Here is an 18050-nt window from a genome sequence, read left to right as displayed (position 1 = left end):
ACATCGGCACCGTCCGCGACGACGCACTGCTGGTCGAAGCCGTTGACGAGCCGACGCTGGTGGCGACCTACGAGGAAGACAGCCCGCGAGCCTACGACTTCGACGCGACCAGCGCGGCCGACGCCGCCGCAGCCGTCTACGACGCCGACTACGAACACGCGATCTGTGCGGCCGCCGCGACCGTCGACAGCGACGGCGTCGACTACGCGATCCACAACGGCGAGTAGAAATCAGTCGCTGAATTCTTCGGCGACCGCGTGCCCGACGCGGACAGCGTTCTCGACGCCGAGACTGAACACATCCCGCGAGATACTCGCCTCGGGATCCCCACCAGCCGGCTCCCGATCGAAGTTCGCGGCAGCACGGATGGAGACGTACTGATCGAGCAGGCCGAACCGGTCGAGTGCCGTCACGGTGCCGGCGTCCTCCATCTCGGTCGTTGCGATCCCGTCGATCCCGTACGTTCGACACAGTGCTTCGACCTGTTCGGCCGCCGCGGTGCCGTGATAAACCTCGTCGCCGCAGATCGTCGGACCGGTATCGACCTTCGGTGATCGGTCATCGTCGTAGTGATCTCGGATCGATTGTGCGTCGTCGCTGTCGGCGAGTTCGACATCGCTGGCGGCTGCAACCGCGCGGTCGCGGCGGTCGCTATCGAGCTCCCAGACGTAGTCGTCAACGAGCCACTGCATCCGGCGGGTCGTCTCGCCGATCCGGAGTTTGATATCGCCGTCAACGACGCGGTCAGCGACGAAGACCGAACCGAGCGTGCCAGCCGCCGGCGCGACGCCAGCGATGCCAACTGTGATGATCGTCGCGTCGTCGAGGGCGACCGCGTCGCCAGCAGCCAGCGCGCTGACGGTCGTGGCGGCCGCGCTCTTACCGATTCCCGTCGGCGCGAGAACGACCCCATCGTTGGGTGCGTGCCGAACGGGGTGGTCGATACCGGCCACGTCGAGCGAATCGAAATCGTAGCGGTCGAGCCACGGCTCGACTTCCGAGGCGTCGCCGGTGTACTCGGCATCAGTGAACGCCGGGAGAACGACGACAGCCGGGTGAGCGTCATGGGAACGGTCGAGCCGGCTGGCTAAAGAAGCCTTCCCGCCCAAACGCATTTTTCATTGCCGCTGCAATGGCCGGCATGCGATACGGTGTTGTGGCTGACATCCACGGAAACATCCCCGCTTTTGAAGCCGTTATTGACGCGATGCCGGCCGTCGATGCGTGGCTCTGTGCCGGCGATGTCGTCGGCTACAACCCGTGGGCCGCCGAGTGCGTCGCCCAGATTCGAGAACTCGATGCCGCGACCGTCATGGGCAACCACGACCGCGCGGTCGCCAGCGACACCGGCTTTCGGTTCAATTCGATGGCCTCGGCAGGCGTGGAATACGCCCGCAAGGAACTCGACAACGACGCTATCGACTGGCTCGCAGCCCTCCCCGACCGTCGAACCGTCGCCGACGGCGAGGTCCTGATCGTCCACGGCCATCCCGAGGATCCGGATCGGTACACCTACCCCGACGACTTCTCGCCAGCGATGCTCGAAGACGACGCCTGCCTCACGATCACCGGCCACACACACGTCCAAGGCGTCCGGGAGTTCGACGAAGGCGTCGTGATGAACCCCGGCAGCGTCGGTCAGCCACGCGACGGCGACCCCGACGCCGCCTTCGCCGTCGTCGAAATCGACGACGAGACCCACGATATCGAGGTCGAAACCCACCGCGTCGCCTACGATATCGACCGCGTGATCGACGCCGTCGACGAGGCCGGCTTACCCAAAGAGATCGGGCAGCGGCTCACGAGCGGGCGGTAGGGATTACGCCGATTTCGGTTCCGACGCCGGCCGGTCGCACTCACAGGTCCCGTCGAGACACCGTTCGCCGGAGGCAGTGCGGAACCGTGGGAGCCCGCAGTCACAGGCCCCGGTGACGACACCAGCCGGGAACGAAAACGACGTTTCGCAGTCCGGGTAGTCGTCACAGCCGAAGAAGAGCCGGCCGTCCGGGCTGCGGACGCGCAGCGGCGCGCCACAGTCTGGGCAGTCGTAGGCCTCGTCGAAGCGGTCGCGGACGGCATCCGACAGCGACTCGCAGGCGTAATCGACACAGAGATCGAAGGCCTCGCCGCGTTCGACGCGCATCTGTGGGAGGCCACAGTCCGGGCAGGCAGAGTCAAGCACGGTCGCTCCCGACGGCAAACCGTACTGCTCGGCGCAGTCGAGACATCTGACTTCGCCGCGCGTGCGGACGAGTTGGCCGGTACAGAGCGGGCAGTCGCCGACGGGGACGCCGGCCTCCGAGACTGGGTAGGACTCGACACCGCCCGCGTCGTGAGAGTTGACCGAGAGCTGTTGACCGTCGGCCGCGGCACTGAGGCTGAATCCCTCGCCGTCGTGTTCGACGGTGACTTCGTCGGGACGAGTGAGCCACGCGACGGGCTGGTAGCCATCGGCATCGTGGACCAGCACGGTACGGTCAGGCTTGACCAAAATGACGACATGGCCGCGTTGGGTGCGGTCGCGGGTGCCTTCGAACTCGACGGTGCAGTCGCCGGTGAGGATGCGGGTGCGGTCGGCCATGGACTGGCGTGGCCGCGGCTTCTGCCCTAAAGCTACGGGCGAGAGTCTTTAGGCGAAGGCGATGACGGGTCGGTATGGGCACCCCCGAACCCGCGAGCCGGGCCGTGTTGTTCGACATGGACGGCGTGATCGTCGACTCCGAGCGGTACTGGCACGACGCCCAGCCCGAGCACATCTTTCCGGCGACGCTGGCCGGCGAGTACCCGGATCTCGACGAGACGACCGGGATGAACTACAAGGAGATCTACGACTATCTCGACGCCAACTACGAGACGAAAATCAGCAAAGACGAGTTCATCGAGATCTTCGACGAGACGGCTCGTGAGATCTACCGCGAGCGCGTCTCGCTGCTCGATGGGTTTCACGACCTCCGAGACGACCTCGCAGCCAACGACGTGACCGTCGCCATCGTCACCTCCGCGCCGCCGGAGTGGCACGGGATCGTCACCGAGCGGTTCGATATCGGGGTCGATGCGACGATCAGCGCGGAAGACATCGACGGCGACGGAAAGCCGGCTCCCGATGTCTATGAGCACGCCGCGGACGTACTCGGCATCGATCCGGCTGACTGCCTCGTCGTCGAGGATTCGAAAAACGGCGTCGAGGCCGGGAAGCGAGCCGGGATGGTCGTCATCGCCTACCGAACCGGCCCGAACAGCGAGACCGACCTCTCGGCGGCGGATGTCGTCGCCGACGGCCCCGAGGAATTACACGCCGAGCTTCGGCGGCGGACAGGAATAGAGAACTAACTCACGACGAGCGTGATTTTATACGCGATGACGGCGTACTGAGGCGTAATGAGCGAGATCGTCTCGACAGCCGATACCCTCGGCGGCGCGCCGCGAATTGAGGGACGGCGGATCGGCGTCCATCACATCGCCGCCCGCGTCGTCGACGGCGGTGAGGCACCGATAACCGTCGCGGCGGAGTACGACCTCGATATCGCAGATGTCCACCGCGCGCTCACCTACTACTACGATAACCCCGAGGAGATGCGCCGGGTGCAAGCCGAGCGACAGTCGGTTCCTGACAGTGTTGCCGTCGTTCGTGGCCCCGACGACCTCGAGCCGAAGTTCAGTCCGAACGCGAAGTATGAGGCTGCTGGCCGACGAACACGTCCCGACAGCGTTCGTATCGGCCCTCGATGGCGAAGGCCACGATGTCGCTGTCGTCGGCAACGAGATTCCGATGAGTGCTGACGACGAGGTGCTACTTGAGTACGCCCGCGAGACGAATCGCCTGATTCTCAGCCAAGACACCGACTTCCGTGGGGCAGATCAGGAACTGGAGAGTGAGTCGTTTCCCGGCGTCCTCGCCTGTGATCCGACTGCTTCACCCGGCGAGATCGCTACTGCTGTCCGGCGTATCGATGCCGTCACCGACAATCTCGCGGAAACAGTGCTGTATGTGCCGGGCGAATGGCTCTGAGGATCGAACCGACTACTCCACCGTCACCGACCGACTCGCCCGCACCGGGGGCAACGGCAGATCGGGGAACGTCACCTCGACAGTGAACTCCAGATCTTCATCAGCACCGAACACACCTACTGGAACCGTCGTCTCGTCAGCCAGATAGCACCGCTTTTCGTTCATCTCGACGCCGTTGACGGTCACGCGAATCCCGGTGGTCGCACTGCCCGTAGTCGTCCGGACGGTGATCTCACACATCTCGTTGTCGCCGCGGCCGATGGTGGTCGGGAACTCGCCCCACTCGACGGCGATCCGTGGCAACTCGGCGGCCGCATCAGCGACGCGCTCGGCGACGCCAGCCGTGAGGCCAGCCCGCGTGAGTTCATCGACGCCCGCGGCGACGAGGTCGCCGGGCGTCGTCAGCCCACCGGTGGCGAGGGTTTCCGCCCGGCCAGCACCGACGCCGTCGATGGCGGTGAGGCCGACCGCTTCCCGAGAAACGCCGTGTTCGACGCGGGCTTCGATTCGGCGGACGAGGTTGGCGGCCCGCGGGCCGGCAAACCGGTCGGCGAAGGCGTGGAGTGCTGCGAGCAGGCGCAGGGCGTTCTGCTTGATCACCCACGCGTCGCTGCGGAGCCCCGAGGGAACCCGGTCGTCCATGCTCGCCTGCAAAATGGCGAGGACTTTCCGGTGGCCGTTTTCGAGGTCGGTATCGGTGTCGTCGAGGACTTCGTCGATGGCATCGGTTTCGGCCTGCCGCGCGGAGACGCTGTCGAACTCCTCAGCGCGAGCGACGGCGTCAAGCACGGCATCGACTGAGAGACGGTCGCGCTCGACGAGGTCGGCAAAGCGGACGGCCGTCGGCAATCGGAGGTAGAAATTCGATGCGAGGCGGCCGAGTTGCGTCGCTTCGACGCCGAGATCGCTGTCGGTATCGACGAAGCCGCGCTCGACAAGGGTTTCCAGCGTCGAGCGGACCCGCTCGCGGAGCCCCTCGGGATCGTAGGCCTCGGGGTTGGCGTTGGCGCGCTGGTAGTAGAACGTCGTCTCCAGCCACTCCATCACGTCGTCGAGATCGCNNATCGTNCCNAGNGCGATCTCGGCGTTGAGATGNGCGTCGAGNTCGNCNGCCAGCCGGGATTCGATCTCTTTGCCGTCCCGAAGTAGCCGCCGATATTTGTTGGCGTCGTCGCGGTCGCAGATCACCCAGCCGTAGCCCACGTCGTCGTAGTCGGGCCGGCCGGCGCGGCCGAGCATCTGGAGGATGTCGAGCGGGCTGATATCGACCTCACCCTCCAGCGGGTCGTGGTATTTGGTATCGCGGATCACGACACAGCGGGCCGGGAGGTTGACACCCCACGCCAGCGTCGAGGTCGAAAAGAGGAGCTGGATCTTGCCGTCTTTGAACCACTCCTCGATCTTGTTGCGGTCCTCTTTGGCGAGGCCGGCGTGGTGGAAGGCGACGCCGTCGGGCGCGCCCTTCCGGAGGCTGTCGTTGTTGAGGTCTTTGGCCGCGTTGTGGAAGTCGTAATCGCCGCGAGCCCCCATCGGGATGTCACGGTCGGCGACCTCGTCGCGGGCTTTCGCAGCGGCTCGCACCGCGTCCTGCCGGGAGGAGACGAAGACGATCGCTTGGCCCTCTTCGCGGAGGTGCGGCTCAACCTTATCGAGGGCGGCGTAGAGCCGGCGGTACTTGTCTGCGAAGGCGTTGTCGCCGTGGCTGTAGGTCTGGACGCCCGTGTGGAGTTCGACCGGGCGGTAGTCCTCCCCGAACTCGAAGGTCGCGTCGGGCGGTGCGTCGAGCCAACCGGCCACGTCGTCGATGTTCGGCATCGTCGCCGACAGCGCGACGATCCGGGGCGCGCAGAGTCGGCGGAGCCGCGAGATCGTCACCTCAAGAACGCCGCCGCGACCCTCCGAATCCAGCAGATGCACCTCGTCGATGACGACGCAGTCAACATCAGTAATGAACGAATAGCGNNGCGANTCGTGTTTNCGNGTCGCCGAATCGGCCTTCTCCGGCGTCATCACGAGGATGTCGGCCCGCTCCGCGCGCCGCGGGTTCAGGTCGCGCTCGCCGGTGACGACGTAGACGGAGTAGCCGAGCGACTCGAATCGGTCCCACTCGGCCTCCTTCTCGTTGGTCAGCGCGCGCANCGGNGCNANNAACAGCGCNGTNCCGCCNTCGCGCAGGCAGCGACAGATCGCCAACTCGGCGAGCGCGGTTTTGCCGGCGGCGGTCGGCGCGCTNNCGACGACGTTGTCGTCGNNCTCNANGANGNCCGGCAGNGCCTCCNNCTGCATCCGGTTGAACTCNTCGAACCCGAAGGCATCGGCGAAATCCGGGATCGCATCGGCGACCTTCACAGCGACTCACCGGCGGGGTGCCTCATTGGTTGCTGTCGGGAGGCCGGCGATGAAAGGCCTTTCCGTCCAGCCGACACCGCGCGGCCGCAACCGATTTGAACCACCCCGGCAAGGGACAGGTATGGAAGTCTTCGGCTCCAGTGGAGCCCGGGGGATCGCCGGCACGGAACTCACGCCGGGATTCGTCCTCCAAGTCGCGGAAGCCGCCGGGACGGTCTGGGAGGCCGACCGCGCGGCAGTCGCAACCGACACGCGCCGGACCGGCCAGATGTTCGCCGACGCCACCGCGGCGGGGCTGGCCGGCGTCGGCCTCAACGTCGATCGGCTGGGGATCACGCCGACGCCCGCCATCGGGCGGTACTGCGATCAGGAGGCGATCCCCGGCGTCGTGCTGACGGCCTCCCATAACCCGCCGGAGTACAACGGCGTCAAACTCATCGGAGCTGACGGGATCGAACTCTCGATCGACCGCTTGGAGCGGATCGAAGCCCACGCGCTCAGCGAGGAGTTCGATATCGTCCCGTGGGATCTCGTCGGCGAGAGCCGCGAAGTCGATACCGCGAACGAAACCTACGTCCAGTCGCTCATCGAGGCCGTTGACACCGAACGCATCGCCGACGCCGACCTCACGGTCGCCCTCGATCCCGGCCACGGCGCGGGGACGCTCGTCAGTCCGGATTTCTATCGGGAGTTAGGCTGTGAGGTCGTCACCGTCAACGCCCAACTCGACGGCCACTTCCCCGGCCGGATGCCCGAACCCGTCCCCGAGAACCTCGGTGACCTCGGCCGGCTGGTCGAATCCGCCGACGCCGACGTTGGGATCGCCCACGACGGCGACGCCGACCGCTCAGTTTTCTTCGACGAAACAGGCAGTTACATCAACGGCGACGCCTCGCTGGCCGCCCTCGCTGAACGCGAACTCTCGGCCGGCGACCACACGGTCGCCGCGGTCAACGTCTCCCAGCGACTCGTCGATGTCTGTGAGCGCGTCGATGCCGAATTGGAACTCACGCCCATCGGCGCGACCCATATCATCACCCGAATCAAGGAACTCTGGACCGCCGGCGAGTCGGTCCCCATCGCCGGCGAGGGCAACGGCGGCGTCTTCTTCCCGGACCACCGGCTCGTCCGCGATGGGCCCTATATCGGCGCGAAGTTCCTCGAACTGATCGCCGACCGGCCGGCCAGCGAGGTCATCGCGCCGTATCAGGACTACCACAACACACGCATCAACCTCGCCTACGGCAGCGAGGCCGAACGCCGAGCGATGCTCTCGGCGGCCGAGGAGTTCGTTCACGACGCCGACGCCGAGATCTCGACACTCGACGGCTATCGCCTCGATTACGGCGATTCGTGGGTCCTCGTGCGGCCGAGCGGCACCGAGCCGAAGATCCGGATTGTCGCCGAGGCGACGACCGCCGACCGCGCCGACTCGCTGGCCGGCGACCTCGCCGACGTGGTGCGGGCAGCCGTGGCGTAAATCCCGACGACAATAACGGCGGATCTGTCACCCGGGCGGCAAACATGGTAAGAACCTCCACACCAAACAGGAGAGTATGGAACGAATCGTCGAGGTCGTCCCGGAGGCAGGGCTGCACGCACGGCCAGCATCGAAGTTCGTCCAGACGGCCAACCGCTTCGACAGCGAGATCACGGTCGGCCGCGCCGACGGCGACGACACCGTGAGTGCCAGCAGCATGCTCGCGGTGACCGGGCTGAACATCGAACACGGCGAACGGGTTCGGATTACGGCCGAGGGCGACGACGCCGAAGCCGCACTCGACGAACTCGAAGCACTGTTGACGACGCCTGTTGAGGAAGACGACGAGAGCGAGGCAGGGGACGACGCATGAAGCTTTCCGGCATCGGGAGCACGCCGCTGTCCGGTGTCGGCACCGCCCGCTGGTACCGGCCCGAGAGCGATCTGACGCTCCCGGAGAAACCCGATCCCAGCGAGGTCGACAGCGACGCCGAGCAGGAGCGTTTTGAGACAGCGCAGACGACCGCCCGCGAGCAGATCGAACAGGCCCGCCAGCAGGCTGCCGAGCGCGTCGGCGAGGACGAAGCCGCGGTCTTCGAGGCGCATCTCCAGTTCCTCGATGACCCCCAACTCGTCGGCGATATCGAGAGCGCGATGAGCGAGGGCACGCCGGCCGAACACGCCGTTTCTGACCGCTTCGAGGAAGCCATCGCGCAGTTCGAAGGGATGGACGGCCGGATGGCCGAGCGCGCTGACGACCTGCGGGACATTCGGGATCGGCTCCTCCGCGTACTGCTCGATGTCGAGACGGTCGACCTCTCAGCGTTGCCAGCGGGCACCGTCCTGCTGGCGGAACGACTGACGCCCAGTGATACCGCAGGACTCGATCCCGATTCGGTCGCCGGCATCGCCACGGTCACCGGCGGCCGGACCTCTCACGCGGCGATCATCGCCCGCTCGCTGGCGATTCCCGCGGTCGTCGGCGTCGGCGAGGTGTTGAACGAGATCGAAGAGGGCGCGGACGTGCTCGTCAATGGCGACGCCGGCACCGTTGTCGTCGATCCCGACGAGGGCGAACGAGCGGCCGCCGGCGGCGTTGACGCGCCCGTCGTCGAGGAACGGGTTGCGACGGCCGACGGCAAGCGGATCGAGGTCGCGGCCAACGTCGGCGGCGAAGCGGAACTCGAGCCGGCTGCCGCGCGCGGCGCGGACGGAATCGGCCTCTTTCGAACGGAGTTCCTCTTTCTGGACCGGGAGGCTCCACCCGACGAAAGCGAGCAGTACGAGGCGATCACCGCCGCGCTGGCTGCCTTCCCCGACGACCGCGTCGTCGTCCGAACGCTCGATATCGGCGGCGACAAGGCCGTGCCGTATCTCGATCTGCCCGACGAGACGAACCCCTTCCTCGGCCAGCGCGGGATTCGGCTCTCGCTGGGAACCCACAGCGACCTCTTCGAGACGCACTTGCGCGCGCTGCTGCGGGTCGCGGCCAGCGAGCACGGCGACGAGCTCGCAGTGATGTTCCCGATGGTGACGCAGATCGAAGAAGTAGAGAGTGCCATCGAGCGCGTCGAATCGGTCGCAGACGATCTTGAGAGCGAGGGGATCGACTACGCTGTCCCCGAACTCGGCGTGATGATCGAAACGCCCGCGGCCTCGTATCTCGCCGACGCACTGGCCGAGCGGCTGGATTTCCTGAGCATCGGGACCAACGACCTCACGCAGTACGTGATGGCGGTCGACCGCGAGAACGACGCCGTCGCCGACTACCATGACCCGCTGCATCCGGCGGTGTTGCGCGCTGTCGACCGGACGGTCTCGGCCGCTGAGGGCCGGGACGCGTGGGTCGGGATGTGCGGCGAGATGGCCGGCGACCCCGATCTGACGGAGTTGCTCGTCGGACTCGGCCTCGACGAACTCAGCATGAGCGCGGTGACGGTGCCAGCAGTGAAACAGCAGGTCCAGCAAACCGCGACCGACACCGCCCGCGAACTCGCCGCCGAGGTGCTGGCCTGCGAGACGCGAGCCGAGGTGCAGACGGTGCTCGACGGCGAGGAAAAATAGCGAAAATCAGCCGCCGGCGCGGCGAGTCGCTCAGACCTTGCTGATGTCGGCCGCCGCTTCAGCCTGCTCAACGACTGAATCGAGCGACGCCTTCGGATCGGTCGCGGCGACGGCGGCGTTGACCGCGCCTTCGAGGACGGGCGCGTCGGCGATGATCGCCTGGCCGTCGTGCATCTCGATGGCGACCTCGGCGTTCATCACCGCGCTACCGAGATCGACGAGGACGACGACACCGTCGCCATCGTCGGCGGCGGCGAGGCCGTCGCTGATGCGGTCGGCATCGGTGCCGATCTCACCATCGTCGCCACCGGCGGCTTCGATTGCGGTGTCGCCACCCATCTCGGCGGCGACTTCGACGATGCCCTCCGCGGCTTTCGCGCTGTGGGAGACGACGACGAGCCCGACCATCAGTTCTCCGCGGCCTCCGCATCCGGGATTGTCGGCGAGGTCGCATCCACGTCCGGCACCTCGCTGTCGAATTGGTCCGCGGCCGTTTCGAGCAACTCCTCCATGATGTACAGCGTACTCGTCGCGCCGGGGTCTTGATGGCCGACCGACCGCCAACCGAGATAGGACGCCCGGCCCTTACTCGCCCGGATCGGGACGGTGAACTGGACGCCGATCTCAGCGGCCGCGACCGCCTTGGCGAGGGCTTCCAGCGGCGGGAGGTCGTCGGTCTCGATGGATTTCTTGAACGTGTGGACCGCCGGCGTCAACGCGTCGACCATCGTCTGGTCGCCGACGTTGGCGTCGCCGCGGTCTTTGACCTTTTCGAGGTAGGTTTCCGCGAAGGCGACGGCGGTTTCGGGGGTGATGCCGCCCTCCAACTCCGGGCTGGCGAAGACGAGCGAACCGCCGTACAGCGGCCCGGCCGCACCACCGACCTCCGAGAGCACCGTCTTGCCCGCCGTTTTGACAGCGGTTTGGGCGTCGGGGTCGTCAAGGTCGGCGACGGCGTCGGCGGCTTCGGCCCAGCCGCGGGCCATGTTGCCGCCGTGGTCGGCGTCGCCGATAGCGGAGTCGAGATCGGTCAGGTGTGAGCGTTCGGACTCGATGCGGTCGGCGACCGCTCGCACGGCGGCGACGACGGCGTCGGCGTCCCCGCTCATTGGACTGTCAGACCGGGGGTGTCGGCCGGCGCGCCGAGCAGCTCCTTGAGTTCGTCATCGACCGCACAGACCGTGATCGACGCGCCTTCCATGTCCAGGGAGGTCATGTAGTCGCCGACCCACGCGTCCCACGTTTCGAGGCCGTGATCGCCGATGAGTTCCTGCAGTTTGCGGTTGACGACGAACAGCTCCATCAGCGGCGTGCCGCCCATCCCGTTGACGATGGTGACGACCTCCTGGCCCTCGTCGAGATCGAGATCGTCGAGGACGCTCTCGGTGAGTTCCTCGGTGATCTCGTCGGCCGACATCACGTCGGTACGCTCAGTGCCTGGCTCGCCGTGAATCCCGATCCCGAGTTCGATCTCGTCCTCGGGCAGGTCGAAGGTTGCTTCGCCCTTTTCTGGCGTAATGCAGGACGTGAGTGCCATTCCCATCGTCCCGACGTTGTCGACGACCTTCTGGGCGACCCGCTGGACTTCATCGAGGTCCTCGCCCTCGGCGGCTTTCGCGCCGGCAGCCTTGTGGACGAGGATCGTCCCACAGACCCCGCGCCGGCCGGAGGTGTACAGGGAGTCCTCGACGGCGACATCGTCGTTGACGACGACGGTGGCGACATCGGTGCCCTCCATCTCGACCATCTCGATGGCGGTCTCGAAGTTCATCACGTCGCCCTCGTAGTTTTTGATGACCGCCAGTACCCCCTCACCGCTGTCGGTGGCGGCGATGAGTTCTTCGAACTCGTCGGCGGTCGGCGAGGAGAACACGTCGCCGGCGGCCGCGCCGTCGAGCATCCCATCGCCGATGTAGCCGCCGTGGGTCGGCTCGTGGCCGCTGCCGCCGCCGGAGACGACACCGACTTTGCCGTCGACGGGCGCGTCGTCGCGGACCAGGACCTGGGTGTCCGGAAGCCGCCGCATATCCGGATAGGCAGCGGTCATTCCGTCGAGCATCTCGTCGACAACGTCGTCAGAATCGTTGATGAGTTTCTTCATACCCACTATCATAATCGTCCGTGATAGACTAAAGGTTAATTGCGTGGATTTGTCACATCACAGGCGTAGTACAACCACGTGATCAGCCCGTCGGCATGAAAATCGCCGGCCGGCTAGTCGATGTCCGTCTCCGCGAGCGCGGTTTCGATCCGATCGATTTCCTCGGTAACGACCGCAAGGTCGTCGTCGACGGCTCCGGAAGCAACCCGCTCGAACTCGTCGTCGTCCAACTCGGTTTCGGCGACGGCGACCTCACGGAGACGTTCGTACTCATCGCGGCGTGTAAAGCGAGCGAGGCGACGGCGAGCAGCTTCGATCCGGTTGGTCGCTCCTATGTCGTCATCAGTCGCCGCGTCGTCTGCAGGGGTGTCGGCGTCGTCAACGTCGTCATCAGCGGCGTCAGCGTCACCGGCATCGTCATCGTCGGCCTCGAAAACCGAATCGAGGCGGCGAACCAGCGGGGCCAGCTCATCGAGTCGCGCCCGAAGCGTCGCGGCCTCGGCGGGCGGCCAATCGACACAAAACGGCTCGGCATCAAGACGGTCGAGGTAAGTTTGATGGACGGCAACGCTGGTGCGGAGCGCGCCGGGGTCGTCGACGTAGTGGTCCAGTTTCGACGGCGAGTAGTCGGCGTACTCGACGAGCGTCGCCAGCGGTTCGGTGCCGGCGGGCTTCGAGTCGATGTACTCGACCAGATGCCGCGGCGGACGGTCGACACCGACGAGCGGGCGGTCGGCTGCGTCGCCGAGGAGATCGAACAGCTCCCGCGCGCTCCGCTCGGTTCGGAACCGGTCGAAGGCGGCGCGAACGGCCGCGTTGTATGCCTCAGTTCGCTCGCGGAGCGGTTCGACGGAGATATCGAGGTCAACATCCGCGAGTCGCTGGAGATCGCGGAGGCGGTCGGCCTCCTCGCGGCGGTCGTCGAGTGCGGTCTTGGCCGCGCTGCGTGCCTCCCGATAGGCGGCGATAGCGTCCTCGCGTTCCTCCAGCATCTCGACGGCCTCGCCCGCGGTTTCGATCTCCTCGCGGGCGAACTCGAAGTCCGCCTCGTTCAGCCGGCGTTTGTCGAGGCGGTCGCTGACGCGCTGGAAGGCGTCGGCCGCAAACGCGTCGTCGGGCAGCGATTCGACGAGTGCGAGGATTTCGCTTTGGAACTGGAGATACGCCGTAAAATCGCCGGTGCCGGTCGCGCTGCCCTCGTAACTGTCGAGCAGCCGCGTCGCGTTCCGGTAGGCGTCGGCTGCGGCTTCGACGCTCGCTTCGCCATGCTCGGCGATGGCGGCCTCGGCGGCCTGCACGCGGTCGGCGGCCGCGCGGAGTTCGACAACGACGTCGGGCGGCGACTGCGCGGCGGCAGGGTCGGCCATATTACTCGTATACGTCGTCGGGATCGAAGACGGTTTCGCCGACGTTCTCGCCGTCGATGGTGCGGTAGAAACAACTCTCGTGGCCGGTGTGACACGCGCCGCCCGCCTGCTCGACAAGATAGAGTAGCGTGTCTTCGTCGCAATCGACTCGGACCTCCTGAATCCGTTGGGTGTGGCCGCTGGTCGCGCCTTTCTCCCAGAGTTCATCGCGGCTGCGGGAGTAGTAGTGTGCGCGACCGGTCTCGACGGTCTTTTCGAGAGCCTCGGGGGAAACGTAGGCGAGCATCAGCACCTCTTTCGACTCGGCGTCTTGGGCGACCGCGGGAACAAGGCCGCTGTCGCCGAAATCAACGTCGATCTGGTCGGTCATTAGTTGGGCTCAGCGCGGCGAGGCGAATAGGCCTTTCCGTCGTTTGCACGCCGACGGGGAGCCGACGCGATGGAACGACGGCTCAGATGAAGCCGAAGCCGAGCAAGCCGAGGAAACCGAAGAGCAGATCACCGTAGATGAAGGCGACCACGAGGCCGGCGAACATCGGAACGACGAACGGGAGCCCCGGTGACACCCAGATCGTCTCGCTGTCGGTGCGGGCGAGTAGTTCGAGGCCTGCACGAAGCTGTTCGGGGTCGGTTCCGTACGTCGATCCCTCGACCGAGTCGAAGAACTCCTCAGCACCCCACGGGTCAGCAACGTCGTCGGTAGGGGTCACGTTTCCTGAGTTCGGTGTCGCCGACGCGTCGTCCCATGAGAGGTCGTCGGCAACGTCGCTGCGGCCGTCAGTTGGATCGCCCGTGTCGTCGATGCTGGCCGGATCGCGGGCGGCGTCTGGATCTGCTCGCAGGGCCGCAAGCGGGAGGCCGCGCCAGCGGAGGTACATCCGGAGCACGTCGAGGTCAAGACCGTCGGTGGTGATCCCGTCGAGCGTCTCGAACAGGCGGCCGTGGCGATCCGGCAGCGAGTCGATCCGGACGGGGCGGGCGAGGAACATGGCGAGCGGCTCGACCCGCCCGCCGGCGGCGTTGCGAACGCCGAGGGCGACGGGAACGACGACCGCGAGCAACACGGCGTTGGTAAGAATAGTGAGTGAAAAGACCCCCAGCGCGGTATCGACGAGCGGGAGTTCCAGCCCGCCGAGGGTGTAGCTCGGGAACGTCGGTAGCAGGATGGATAAGACGATCATCGCCTTGGCGTCGGCCGCGCCGAACGCGCCGAACCACCAGAATGCGTAGCCGAGCGGACCGACGAACAGGACGCTGATCCCCGCCTGAATCAAGAAGAGCCGGCCGCCGGACTGGCCGAAGACGAAGAACTGGGCGGCTTCCCAGACGAGCAGCAGCGCGCCGAGGACGACCAGCGGCGGCCAGAGCTTGTTCGGCAGCCGGCGGGTGTGGATGTCCCGCCATGCGGCCCACGCGAAGACAGGGATCACGAGGAGTCGGAGCAGATCAGGCACCGATGCAACCATTACCACAGTTCGGAACGGCATCACAAATAGGTGTTTAGGTGTCGGTGCCGACTGGCCGTGGCGTCGGCAGGGACAAAGACGGGTGTTTTTCATGCCCTGCCCGCCAACGGCCGGCAATGAGCCTCATTGCGTTCGATTTCGACGGCACGCTGTCGAATTCGGAGATGACCGTCCTGCTGGGCGAGAAGCTGGGCGTCGCCGACGAGATGGCCGATATCACCGAGCGAGCGATGAACAACGAGCTCAGCTACGCCGAGAGCCTGCGCAGCCGGGCGGAGCTGCTGGCCGGCCTGAGCGAGGCCGACGCCGACGACGCCTACAGCGAGGTCGTCCTCCGACCCGACACGGCGGCCCTGATCGACCGCCTGCGCGAGGCTGGCCACACGGTCGCTATCTTCACCGGCGGCTTCGAGCGCGGTGTCGAACACGCACTTTCGCAGGCCGGCACCGAGGTCGATCACATCGTCGCCAACGCCCTCCCGATCGAGGACGGCGAACTCACCGGCGAAGTCACCGGCGAAGTCACCGGCCCGCTCATTGAGGGGACCAAAGACGACCAACTCGAAGCACTCGCGGCCGATCTCGGCGTCGAGATGNNCGANACNGTCGCNGTCGGCGACGGCGCGAACGACCTGCCNATGCTGGANGTNGCCGGNCTCGCGGTCGGNTTCGAGCCGAANCCNGCGGTCGAACCNNCCTGNGACGNGGTNGTNNCGACGATGGCCGAACTCGACGCCCTCCTCGAAGACCGCGGCGTGCTCTCGGCGACCGTCGATAGCAACTGAGAACAGGACTGCGCAGCGACCGCGGCGATTGCTCACTCAAACTATGGACACGTGGCCCCGCACGTCGGCTGTCGGCCAACTGACGATGACACTGCCAGTCGCCGTGATCGCGCTGGCGATTCCCTTCGGGTTCGTCGTCGACGACCTCCCGCAAGCGGTTCGTTTTGCGCCGTTCGTCGTGAGCGTCGGGCTGTTCGGCCTGCCCCACGGCGCGGTCGACCACCTGATGCCGCTTCGGCTCGGCGACGCTTCGCTGAAACGGTCGCTAACGGTCGTCAGCGTCGTCTACGCCATCCTGGGCGGGTTGTATCTCGTAGTTTGGGCCGTCTCGCCGGCGGTCGCACTGCTGGCGTTCATCGGGATGACGTGGTTCCACTGGGGACAGGGCGACGCCTTCGCGCTGCGGGCGTTCGGCGAGGCCGCACACATCCGGACACGGAGCGACCGCTGGGCGTCGCTGGTCGTCCGCGGTGGGCTGCCGATGTTGGTGCCGCTGCTCGGCCAGCCCGAAGGCTACCGACGTGTCGTCAACGGCATCATCGCGTTGTTCGATCCGGCGGCGACAGCCGCGCTAGCCCCCCTGTTTCGGCTGGACACGCGGCTCGCGCTGGGGGTCGGATTCGGGGTATTCACCCTCAGCAGCCTGCTGTGGACGGCTCGCCATGTGTGGGGCGGTGACATATCCGCGGCGGGGATCGCGTGGGACGCAGTGGAAATCGGGGTGTTGTGGGTGTTCTTTTGGCTCGTGCCGCCGGTGTTTGCGGTCGGGCTCTACTTCGCGATCTGGCACTCGGTTCGACACATTGGTCGGCTGGCAATCGTCGATCCGGCCGCGCGGGACGCACTTGACGCCGGCGAGTGGCCGACCGTGCTCTGGCGATTTTATCGGGATGCCGCACCACTGACGGTCGCGTCGCTCGCGCTGTTTGCCGGGCTGTACGTCTGGGTGCCGACCGACGGCTCGCTGAACGCGTTGCTGGCGATCTATCTCGTCGGCATCGCCGTGTTGACGCTGCCGCACGTCGCCGTGGTGACGTGGATGGATCGACAGCAGTACGGAGACTCGGGGATTACTGATCGTCAGTAGCGGTTTTGCCCGAGGCAGCACCGCTCTGAATCGCGTCGAGATGCGACCGTGACTGTGCGTCGAGTTCGCCTCGCGGTGTCGGCTCTGGATCGGCAGAAATCTCATCGAACAACGTCTCCATCCGGTCGAGAATCCGCTCCGGTGGCGGCCCTGTTTCAACAACGACGGTGTCGTCAACGTGGCGAATCGTCACCTCGGTTCCGGGAGTGAGATCGAGAGAATCACGGATCTCCTCGGGGATTCGAATCCGACCCTCGGAATCGACCGTTGGCATATCCGAATCAACGAACGGAACGAGAATAGCTGTTTGGTTGGACAAACAAACCGTCAAGTAGCTGGGTCAGCCGACCAACCAGCCGCATTCCTGGCGGACTGAAAGGGCGAGGTACTCTCGACGAACCCCGGCGACGTAAGCACTGCAGGAGCGAGCACTGCGAGCGACGAAGCGCGCAACGAGCCGCGGGAGTCGAGAGTACCGAGGGCTTTCTACCAGAAGTTCGGGAAATGAAATTCTACTAACTGATTGATTTCCAATAATATAGACTCCAGACTGTCGGAGCAATTTTATTTTATGCCATCATTTCATCCGATAAATGCAGGTATTCATCTCCTCTGGAACACACATTGACGAGGTTAGGAGGCGTGTTGACGCAATCAACCAACATCTTGAATCACCAGATGTTGTCTTCGGTGAAGCCGGCGAAGCAACACAGACTGGACAGATACGAGAGATCACCCACCTGTTTCCACGAGCACCATTGATTGCGCTTGGAGCCGCATTCCTTGTGCTTCTAATTTATCCTATCGGGGGGTTGGTTCTCTCAATAGTCAGTGGAGGATCAAAAGGTCGTGATAAAGACATCATGCAACGAATTAAAACTGAACATGGGGCAGAGATTCAAGAGATAGATTTAGTGCATCCTGCCCTCCCAGTCTACGAGAATCCATTGCAGTGGGCAGCCGTTAATTGGGGGCCACTTGTTGCAGTCCCATTATTCGCATCAAGATACTATTCTCTTTTTGATGCGATTTACGTGTCGACGCTGGTGCTCCTTTTGACAACTTTCGTGTTGTTCTTGATAATGCTCTATGTGGTAAACTCCCGGCGGGAAGACGCCATGGCGAGTTCAATACTATCTCGCACTGATGATGTGGACTCTGCTTGTATTATATTAGGAGAAGCGCATCACTGGGGCGTGGGTGAACGATTGGTGCTTCATGAAGAAGTAGACGTTATCAATCCTACTCCAGTGAACCCAGACTGGTCAACTAAACTTGGAAGATATATTTGGAAGCTGCTTGATCGGATTTAAATAACAAAAAATGGTCATTTTGGTCTGAA

Annotated in this window: 20 protein-coding genes and 1 pseudogene (1 of these 21 cut by a window edge); 11 read left to right on the top strand and 10 right to left on the bottom strand. The window is 65.1% G+C overall.

The annotated features are described in order from the left end of the window. A pseudogene (locus EGH24_RS03385) lies at positions 1 to 227 on the top strand (IMP cyclohydrolase); it begins 372 nt to the left of the window's first position. Positions 228 to 230: 3 nt separating this feature from the next. On the opposite strand, the gene EGH24_RS03380 reads toward EGH24_RS03385, so the two are convergent. Beyond that, positions 231 to 1115 (bottom strand): phosphorylase family protein, encoded by an 885-nt coding sequence (locus EGH24_RS03380; protein WP_142978750.1) that lies wholly within the window; start codon positions 1113 to 1115, stop codon positions 231 to 233. Positions 1116 to 1141: 26 nt separating this feature from the next. Between EGH24_RS03380 and EGH24_RS03375 the strand changes: the two genes are divergently transcribed. Continuing rightward, positions 1142 to 1816, top strand: coding sequence for a metallophosphoesterase family protein (locus tag EGH24_RS03375; protein WP_142978749.1), 675 nt, complete (start codon positions 1142 to 1144; stop codon positions 1814 to 1816). A gap of 3 nt (positions 1817 to 1819) precedes the next feature. On the opposite strand, the gene EGH24_RS03370 is transcribed toward EGH24_RS03375, so the two are convergent. After that, positions 1820 to 2581, bottom strand: coding sequence for a topoisomerase DNA-binding C4 zinc finger domain-containing protein (locus EGH24_RS03370; protein WP_142978748.1), 762 nt, complete (start codon positions 2579 to 2581; stop codon positions 1820 to 1822). A gap of 74 nt (positions 2582 to 2655) precedes the next feature. Between EGH24_RS03370 and EGH24_RS03365 the strand changes: the two genes are divergently transcribed. Genes EGH24_RS03365 through EGH24_RS03355 form a run of 3 tightly spaced genes read left to right on the top strand, consistent with a single transcriptional unit; the run spans position 2656 to position 4009 of the window. Further along, positions 2656 to 3330, top strand: coding sequence for an HAD family hydrolase (locus EGH24_RS03365; protein ID WP_142978747.1), 675 nt, complete (start codon positions 2656 to 2658; stop codon positions 3328 to 3330). 48 nt (positions 3331 to 3378) lie between these two features. Continuing rightward, on the top strand, positions 3379 to 3780 hold the full coding sequence (locus EGH24_RS03360; RefSeq protein WP_142978746.1) for a DUF433 domain-containing protein: 402 nt from the start codon (positions 3379 to 3381) through the stop codon (positions 3778 to 3780). Further along, the gene (locus tag EGH24_RS03355; RefSeq protein ID WP_142978745.1) at positions 3674 to 4009 is read left to right on the top strand and encodes a DUF5615 family PIN-like protein; all 336 of its coding nucleotides are present in this window, start codon (positions 3674 to 3676) and stop codon (positions 4007 to 4009) included. Before EGH24_RS03360 ends, EGH24_RS03355 begins: the two co-directional genes overlap by 107 nt. A 12-nt stretch (positions 4010 to 4021) precedes the next feature. On the opposite strand, the gene EGH24_RS03350 is transcribed toward EGH24_RS03355, so the two are convergent. Next, a complete protein-coding gene (locus EGH24_RS03350; RefSeq protein WP_142978744.1) occupies positions 4022 to 6358 on the bottom strand; it encodes a DEAD/DEAH box helicase in 2337 nt (778 codons plus the stop codon). 121 nt (positions 6359 to 6479) lie between these two features. On the opposite strand from EGH24_RS03350, the gene glmM reads away from it, so the two are divergent. The 3 genes from glmM (at position 6480) to ptsP (ending at position 9902) form a co-directional block, all read left to right on the top strand. Then, positions 6480 to 7838 carry a phosphoglucosamine mutase gene (gene glmM, locus EGH24_RS03345; protein ID WP_142978743.1) on the top strand — a complete coding sequence of 453 codons (1359 nt, stop codon included), beginning with the start codon at positions 6480 to 6482 and terminating at the stop codon, positions 7836 to 7838. Positions 7839 to 7914: 76 nt separating this feature from the next. Continuing rightward, on the top strand, positions 7915 to 8211 hold the full coding sequence (ptsH1, locus tag EGH24_RS03340; RefSeq protein ID WP_142978742.1) for a phosphocarrier protein HPr: 297 nt from the start codon (positions 7915 to 7917) through the stop codon (positions 8209 to 8211). Continuing rightward, positions 8208 to 9902 carry a phosphoenolpyruvate--protein phosphotransferase gene (ptsP, locus tag EGH24_RS03335; protein ID WP_142978741.1) on the top strand — a complete coding sequence of 565 codons (1695 nt, stop codon included), beginning with the start codon at positions 8208 to 8210 and terminating at the stop codon, positions 9900 to 9902. The genes ptsH1 and ptsP overlap by 4 nt, the downstream gene beginning before the upstream one ends. A 30-nt stretch (positions 9903 to 9932) precedes the next feature. Here the strand turns inward: ptsP and dhaM are convergent, their stop codons facing one another. The 6 genes from dhaM to EGH24_RS03305 form a co-directional block, all read right to left on the bottom strand. Continuing rightward, positions 9933 to 10310, bottom strand: coding sequence for a dihydroxyacetone kinase phosphoryl donor subunit DhaM (dhaM, locus tag EGH24_RS03330; protein ID WP_142978740.1), 378 nt, complete (start codon positions 10308 to 10310; stop codon positions 9933 to 9935). Next, the gene (gene dhaL, locus EGH24_RS03325) at positions 10310 to 11011 is read right to left on the bottom strand and encodes a dihydroxyacetone kinase subunit DhaL (RefSeq protein ID WP_142978739.1); all 702 of its coding nucleotides are present in this window, start codon (positions 11009 to 11011) and stop codon (positions 10310 to 10312) included. Before dhaL ends, dhaM begins: the two co-directional genes overlap by 1 nt. Continuing rightward, a complete protein-coding gene (gene dhaK, locus EGH24_RS03320; protein ID WP_142978738.1) occupies positions 11008 to 12003 on the bottom strand; it encodes a dihydroxyacetone kinase subunit DhaK in 996 nt (331 codons plus the stop codon). The genes dhaL and dhaK overlap by 4 nt, the downstream gene beginning before the upstream one ends. Before the next feature lie 113 nt (positions 12004 to 12116). Then, a complete protein-coding gene (locus EGH24_RS03315) occupies positions 12117 to 13370 on the bottom strand; it encodes a DUF7118 family protein (protein ID WP_142978737.1) in 1254 nt (417 codons plus the stop codon). A gap of 1 nt (position 13371) precedes the next feature. Beyond that, complete coding sequence (gene hisI / locus EGH24_RS03310) at positions 13372 to 13740, bottom strand: phosphoribosyl-AMP cyclohydrolase (protein ID WP_142978736.1); 369 nt, start codon at positions 13738 to 13740, stop codon at positions 13372 to 13374. An 82-nt stretch (positions 13741 to 13822) separates the two neighbouring features. Further along, on the bottom strand, positions 13823 to 14836 hold the full coding sequence (locus EGH24_RS03305; protein WP_142978735.1) for an A24 family peptidase C-terminal domain-containing protein: 1014 nt from the start codon (positions 14834 to 14836) through the stop codon (positions 13823 to 13825). A 116-nt stretch (positions 14837 to 14952) separates the two neighbouring features. Between EGH24_RS03305 and serB the strand changes: the two genes are divergently transcribed. Further along, the gene (gene serB, locus EGH24_RS03300) at positions 14953 to 15621 is read left to right on the top strand and encodes a phosphoserine phosphatase SerB (RefSeq protein ID WP_142978734.1); all 669 of its coding nucleotides are present in this window, start codon (positions 14953 to 14955) and stop codon (positions 15619 to 15621) included. Positions 15622 to 15664: 43 nt separating this feature from the next. Continuing rightward, a complete protein-coding gene (locus tag EGH24_RS03295; RefSeq protein WP_142978733.1) occupies positions 15665 to 16708 on the top strand; it encodes a Brp/Blh family beta-carotene 15,15'-dioxygenase in 1044 nt (347 codons plus the stop codon). Here the strand turns inward: EGH24_RS03295 and EGH24_RS03290 are convergent. Next, entirely contained in the window at positions 16692 to 16982 is a 291-nt protein-coding gene (locus EGH24_RS03290) for an AbrB/MazE/SpoVT family DNA-binding domain-containing protein (RefSeq protein ID WP_142978732.1), read from the bottom strand. The genes EGH24_RS03295 and EGH24_RS03290 overlap by 17 nt on opposite strands. 319 nt (positions 16983 to 17301) lie before the next feature. Between EGH24_RS03290 and EGH24_RS03285 the strand changes: the two genes are divergently transcribed. Further along, a complete protein-coding gene (locus EGH24_RS03285) occupies positions 17302 to 18021 on the top strand; it encodes a hypothetical protein (protein ID WP_142978731.1) in 720 nt (239 codons plus the stop codon). The last annotated feature ends 29 nt before the right edge of the window (positions 18022 to 18050 follow it).

Origin of the sequence: Halonotius terrestris (genome assembly GCF_006861665.1) — an archaeon.
GTDB classification, from domain to species: Archaea; Halobacteriota; Halobacteria; order Halobacteriales; family Haloferacaceae; genus Halonotius; species Halonotius terrestris.
Note: the sequence above shows the minus strand (reverse complement) of the source record. Positions and strands in the feature narration are given on the sequence as shown.

Excerpts from the sequence above, each read along its gene's own strand:
- EGH24_RS03380 (WP_142978750.1), bottom strand. The coding sequence starts at position 1,115 with ATGCGTTTGGGCGGGAAGGCTTCTTTAGCCAGCCGGCTCGACCGTTCC.
- EGH24_RS03375 (WP_142978749.1), top strand. The coding sequence starts at position 1,142 with ATGCGATACGGTGTTGTGGCTGACATCCACGGAAACATCCCCGCTTTT.
- EGH24_RS03370 (WP_142978748.1), bottom strand. The coding sequence starts at position 2,581 with ATGGCCGACCGCACCCGCATCCTCACCGGCGACTGCACCGTCGAGTTC.
- EGH24_RS03365 (WP_142978747.1), top strand. The coding sequence starts at position 2,656 with ATGGGCACCCCCGAACCCGCGAGCCGGGCCGTGTTGTTCGACATGGAC.
- EGH24_RS03360 (WP_142978746.1), top strand. The coding sequence starts at position 3,379 with ATGAGCGAGATCGTCTCGACAGCCGATACCCTCGGCGGCGCGCCGCGA.
- EGH24_RS03355 (WP_142978745.1), top strand. The coding sequence starts at position 3,674 with ATGAGGCTGCTGGCCGACGAACACGTCCCGACAGCGTTCGTATCGGCC.
- glmM (WP_142978743.1), top strand. The coding sequence starts at position 6,480 with ATGGAAGTCTTCGGCTCCAGTGGAGCCCGGGGGATCGCCGGCACGGAA.
- ptsH1 (WP_142978742.1), top strand. The coding sequence starts at position 7,915 with ATGGAACGAATCGTCGAGGTCGTCCCGGAGGCAGGGCTGCACGCACGG.
- ptsP (WP_142978741.1), top strand. The coding sequence starts at position 8,208 with ATGAAGCTTTCCGGCATCGGGAGCACGCCGCTGTCCGGTGTCGGCACC.
- dhaM (WP_142978740.1), bottom strand. The coding sequence starts at position 10,310 with ATGGTCGGGCTCGTCGTCGTCTCCCACAGCGCGAAAGCCGCGGAGGGC.
- dhaL (WP_142978739.1), bottom strand. The coding sequence starts at position 11,011 with ATGAGCGGGGACGCCGACGCCGTCGTCGCCGCCGTGCGAGCGGTCGCC.
- dhaK (WP_142978738.1), bottom strand. The coding sequence starts at position 12,003 with ATGAAGAAACTCATCAACGATTCTGACGACGTTGTCGACGAGATGCTC.
- EGH24_RS03315 (WP_142978737.1), bottom strand. The coding sequence starts at position 13,370 with ATGGCCGACCCTGCCGCCGCGCAGTCGCCGCCCGACGTCGTTGTCGAA.
- hisI (WP_142978736.1), bottom strand. The coding sequence starts at position 13,740 with ATGACCGACCAGATCGACGTTGATTTCGGCGACAGCGGCCTTGTTCCC.
- EGH24_RS03305 (WP_142978735.1), bottom strand. The coding sequence starts at position 14,836 with ATGGTTGCATCGGTGCCTGATCTGCTCCGACTCCTCGTGATCCCTGTC.
- EGH24_RS03295 (WP_142978733.1), top strand. The coding sequence starts at position 15,665 with ATGGACACGTGGCCCCGCACGTCGGCTGTCGGCCAACTGACGATGACA.
- EGH24_RS03290 (WP_142978732.1), bottom strand. The coding sequence starts at position 16,982 with ATGCCAACGGTCGATTCCGAGGGTCGGATTCGAATCCCCGAGGAGATC.
- EGH24_RS03285 (WP_142978731.1), top strand. The coding sequence starts at position 17,302 with ATGCAGGTATTCATCTCCTCTGGAACACACATTGACGAGGTTAGGAGG.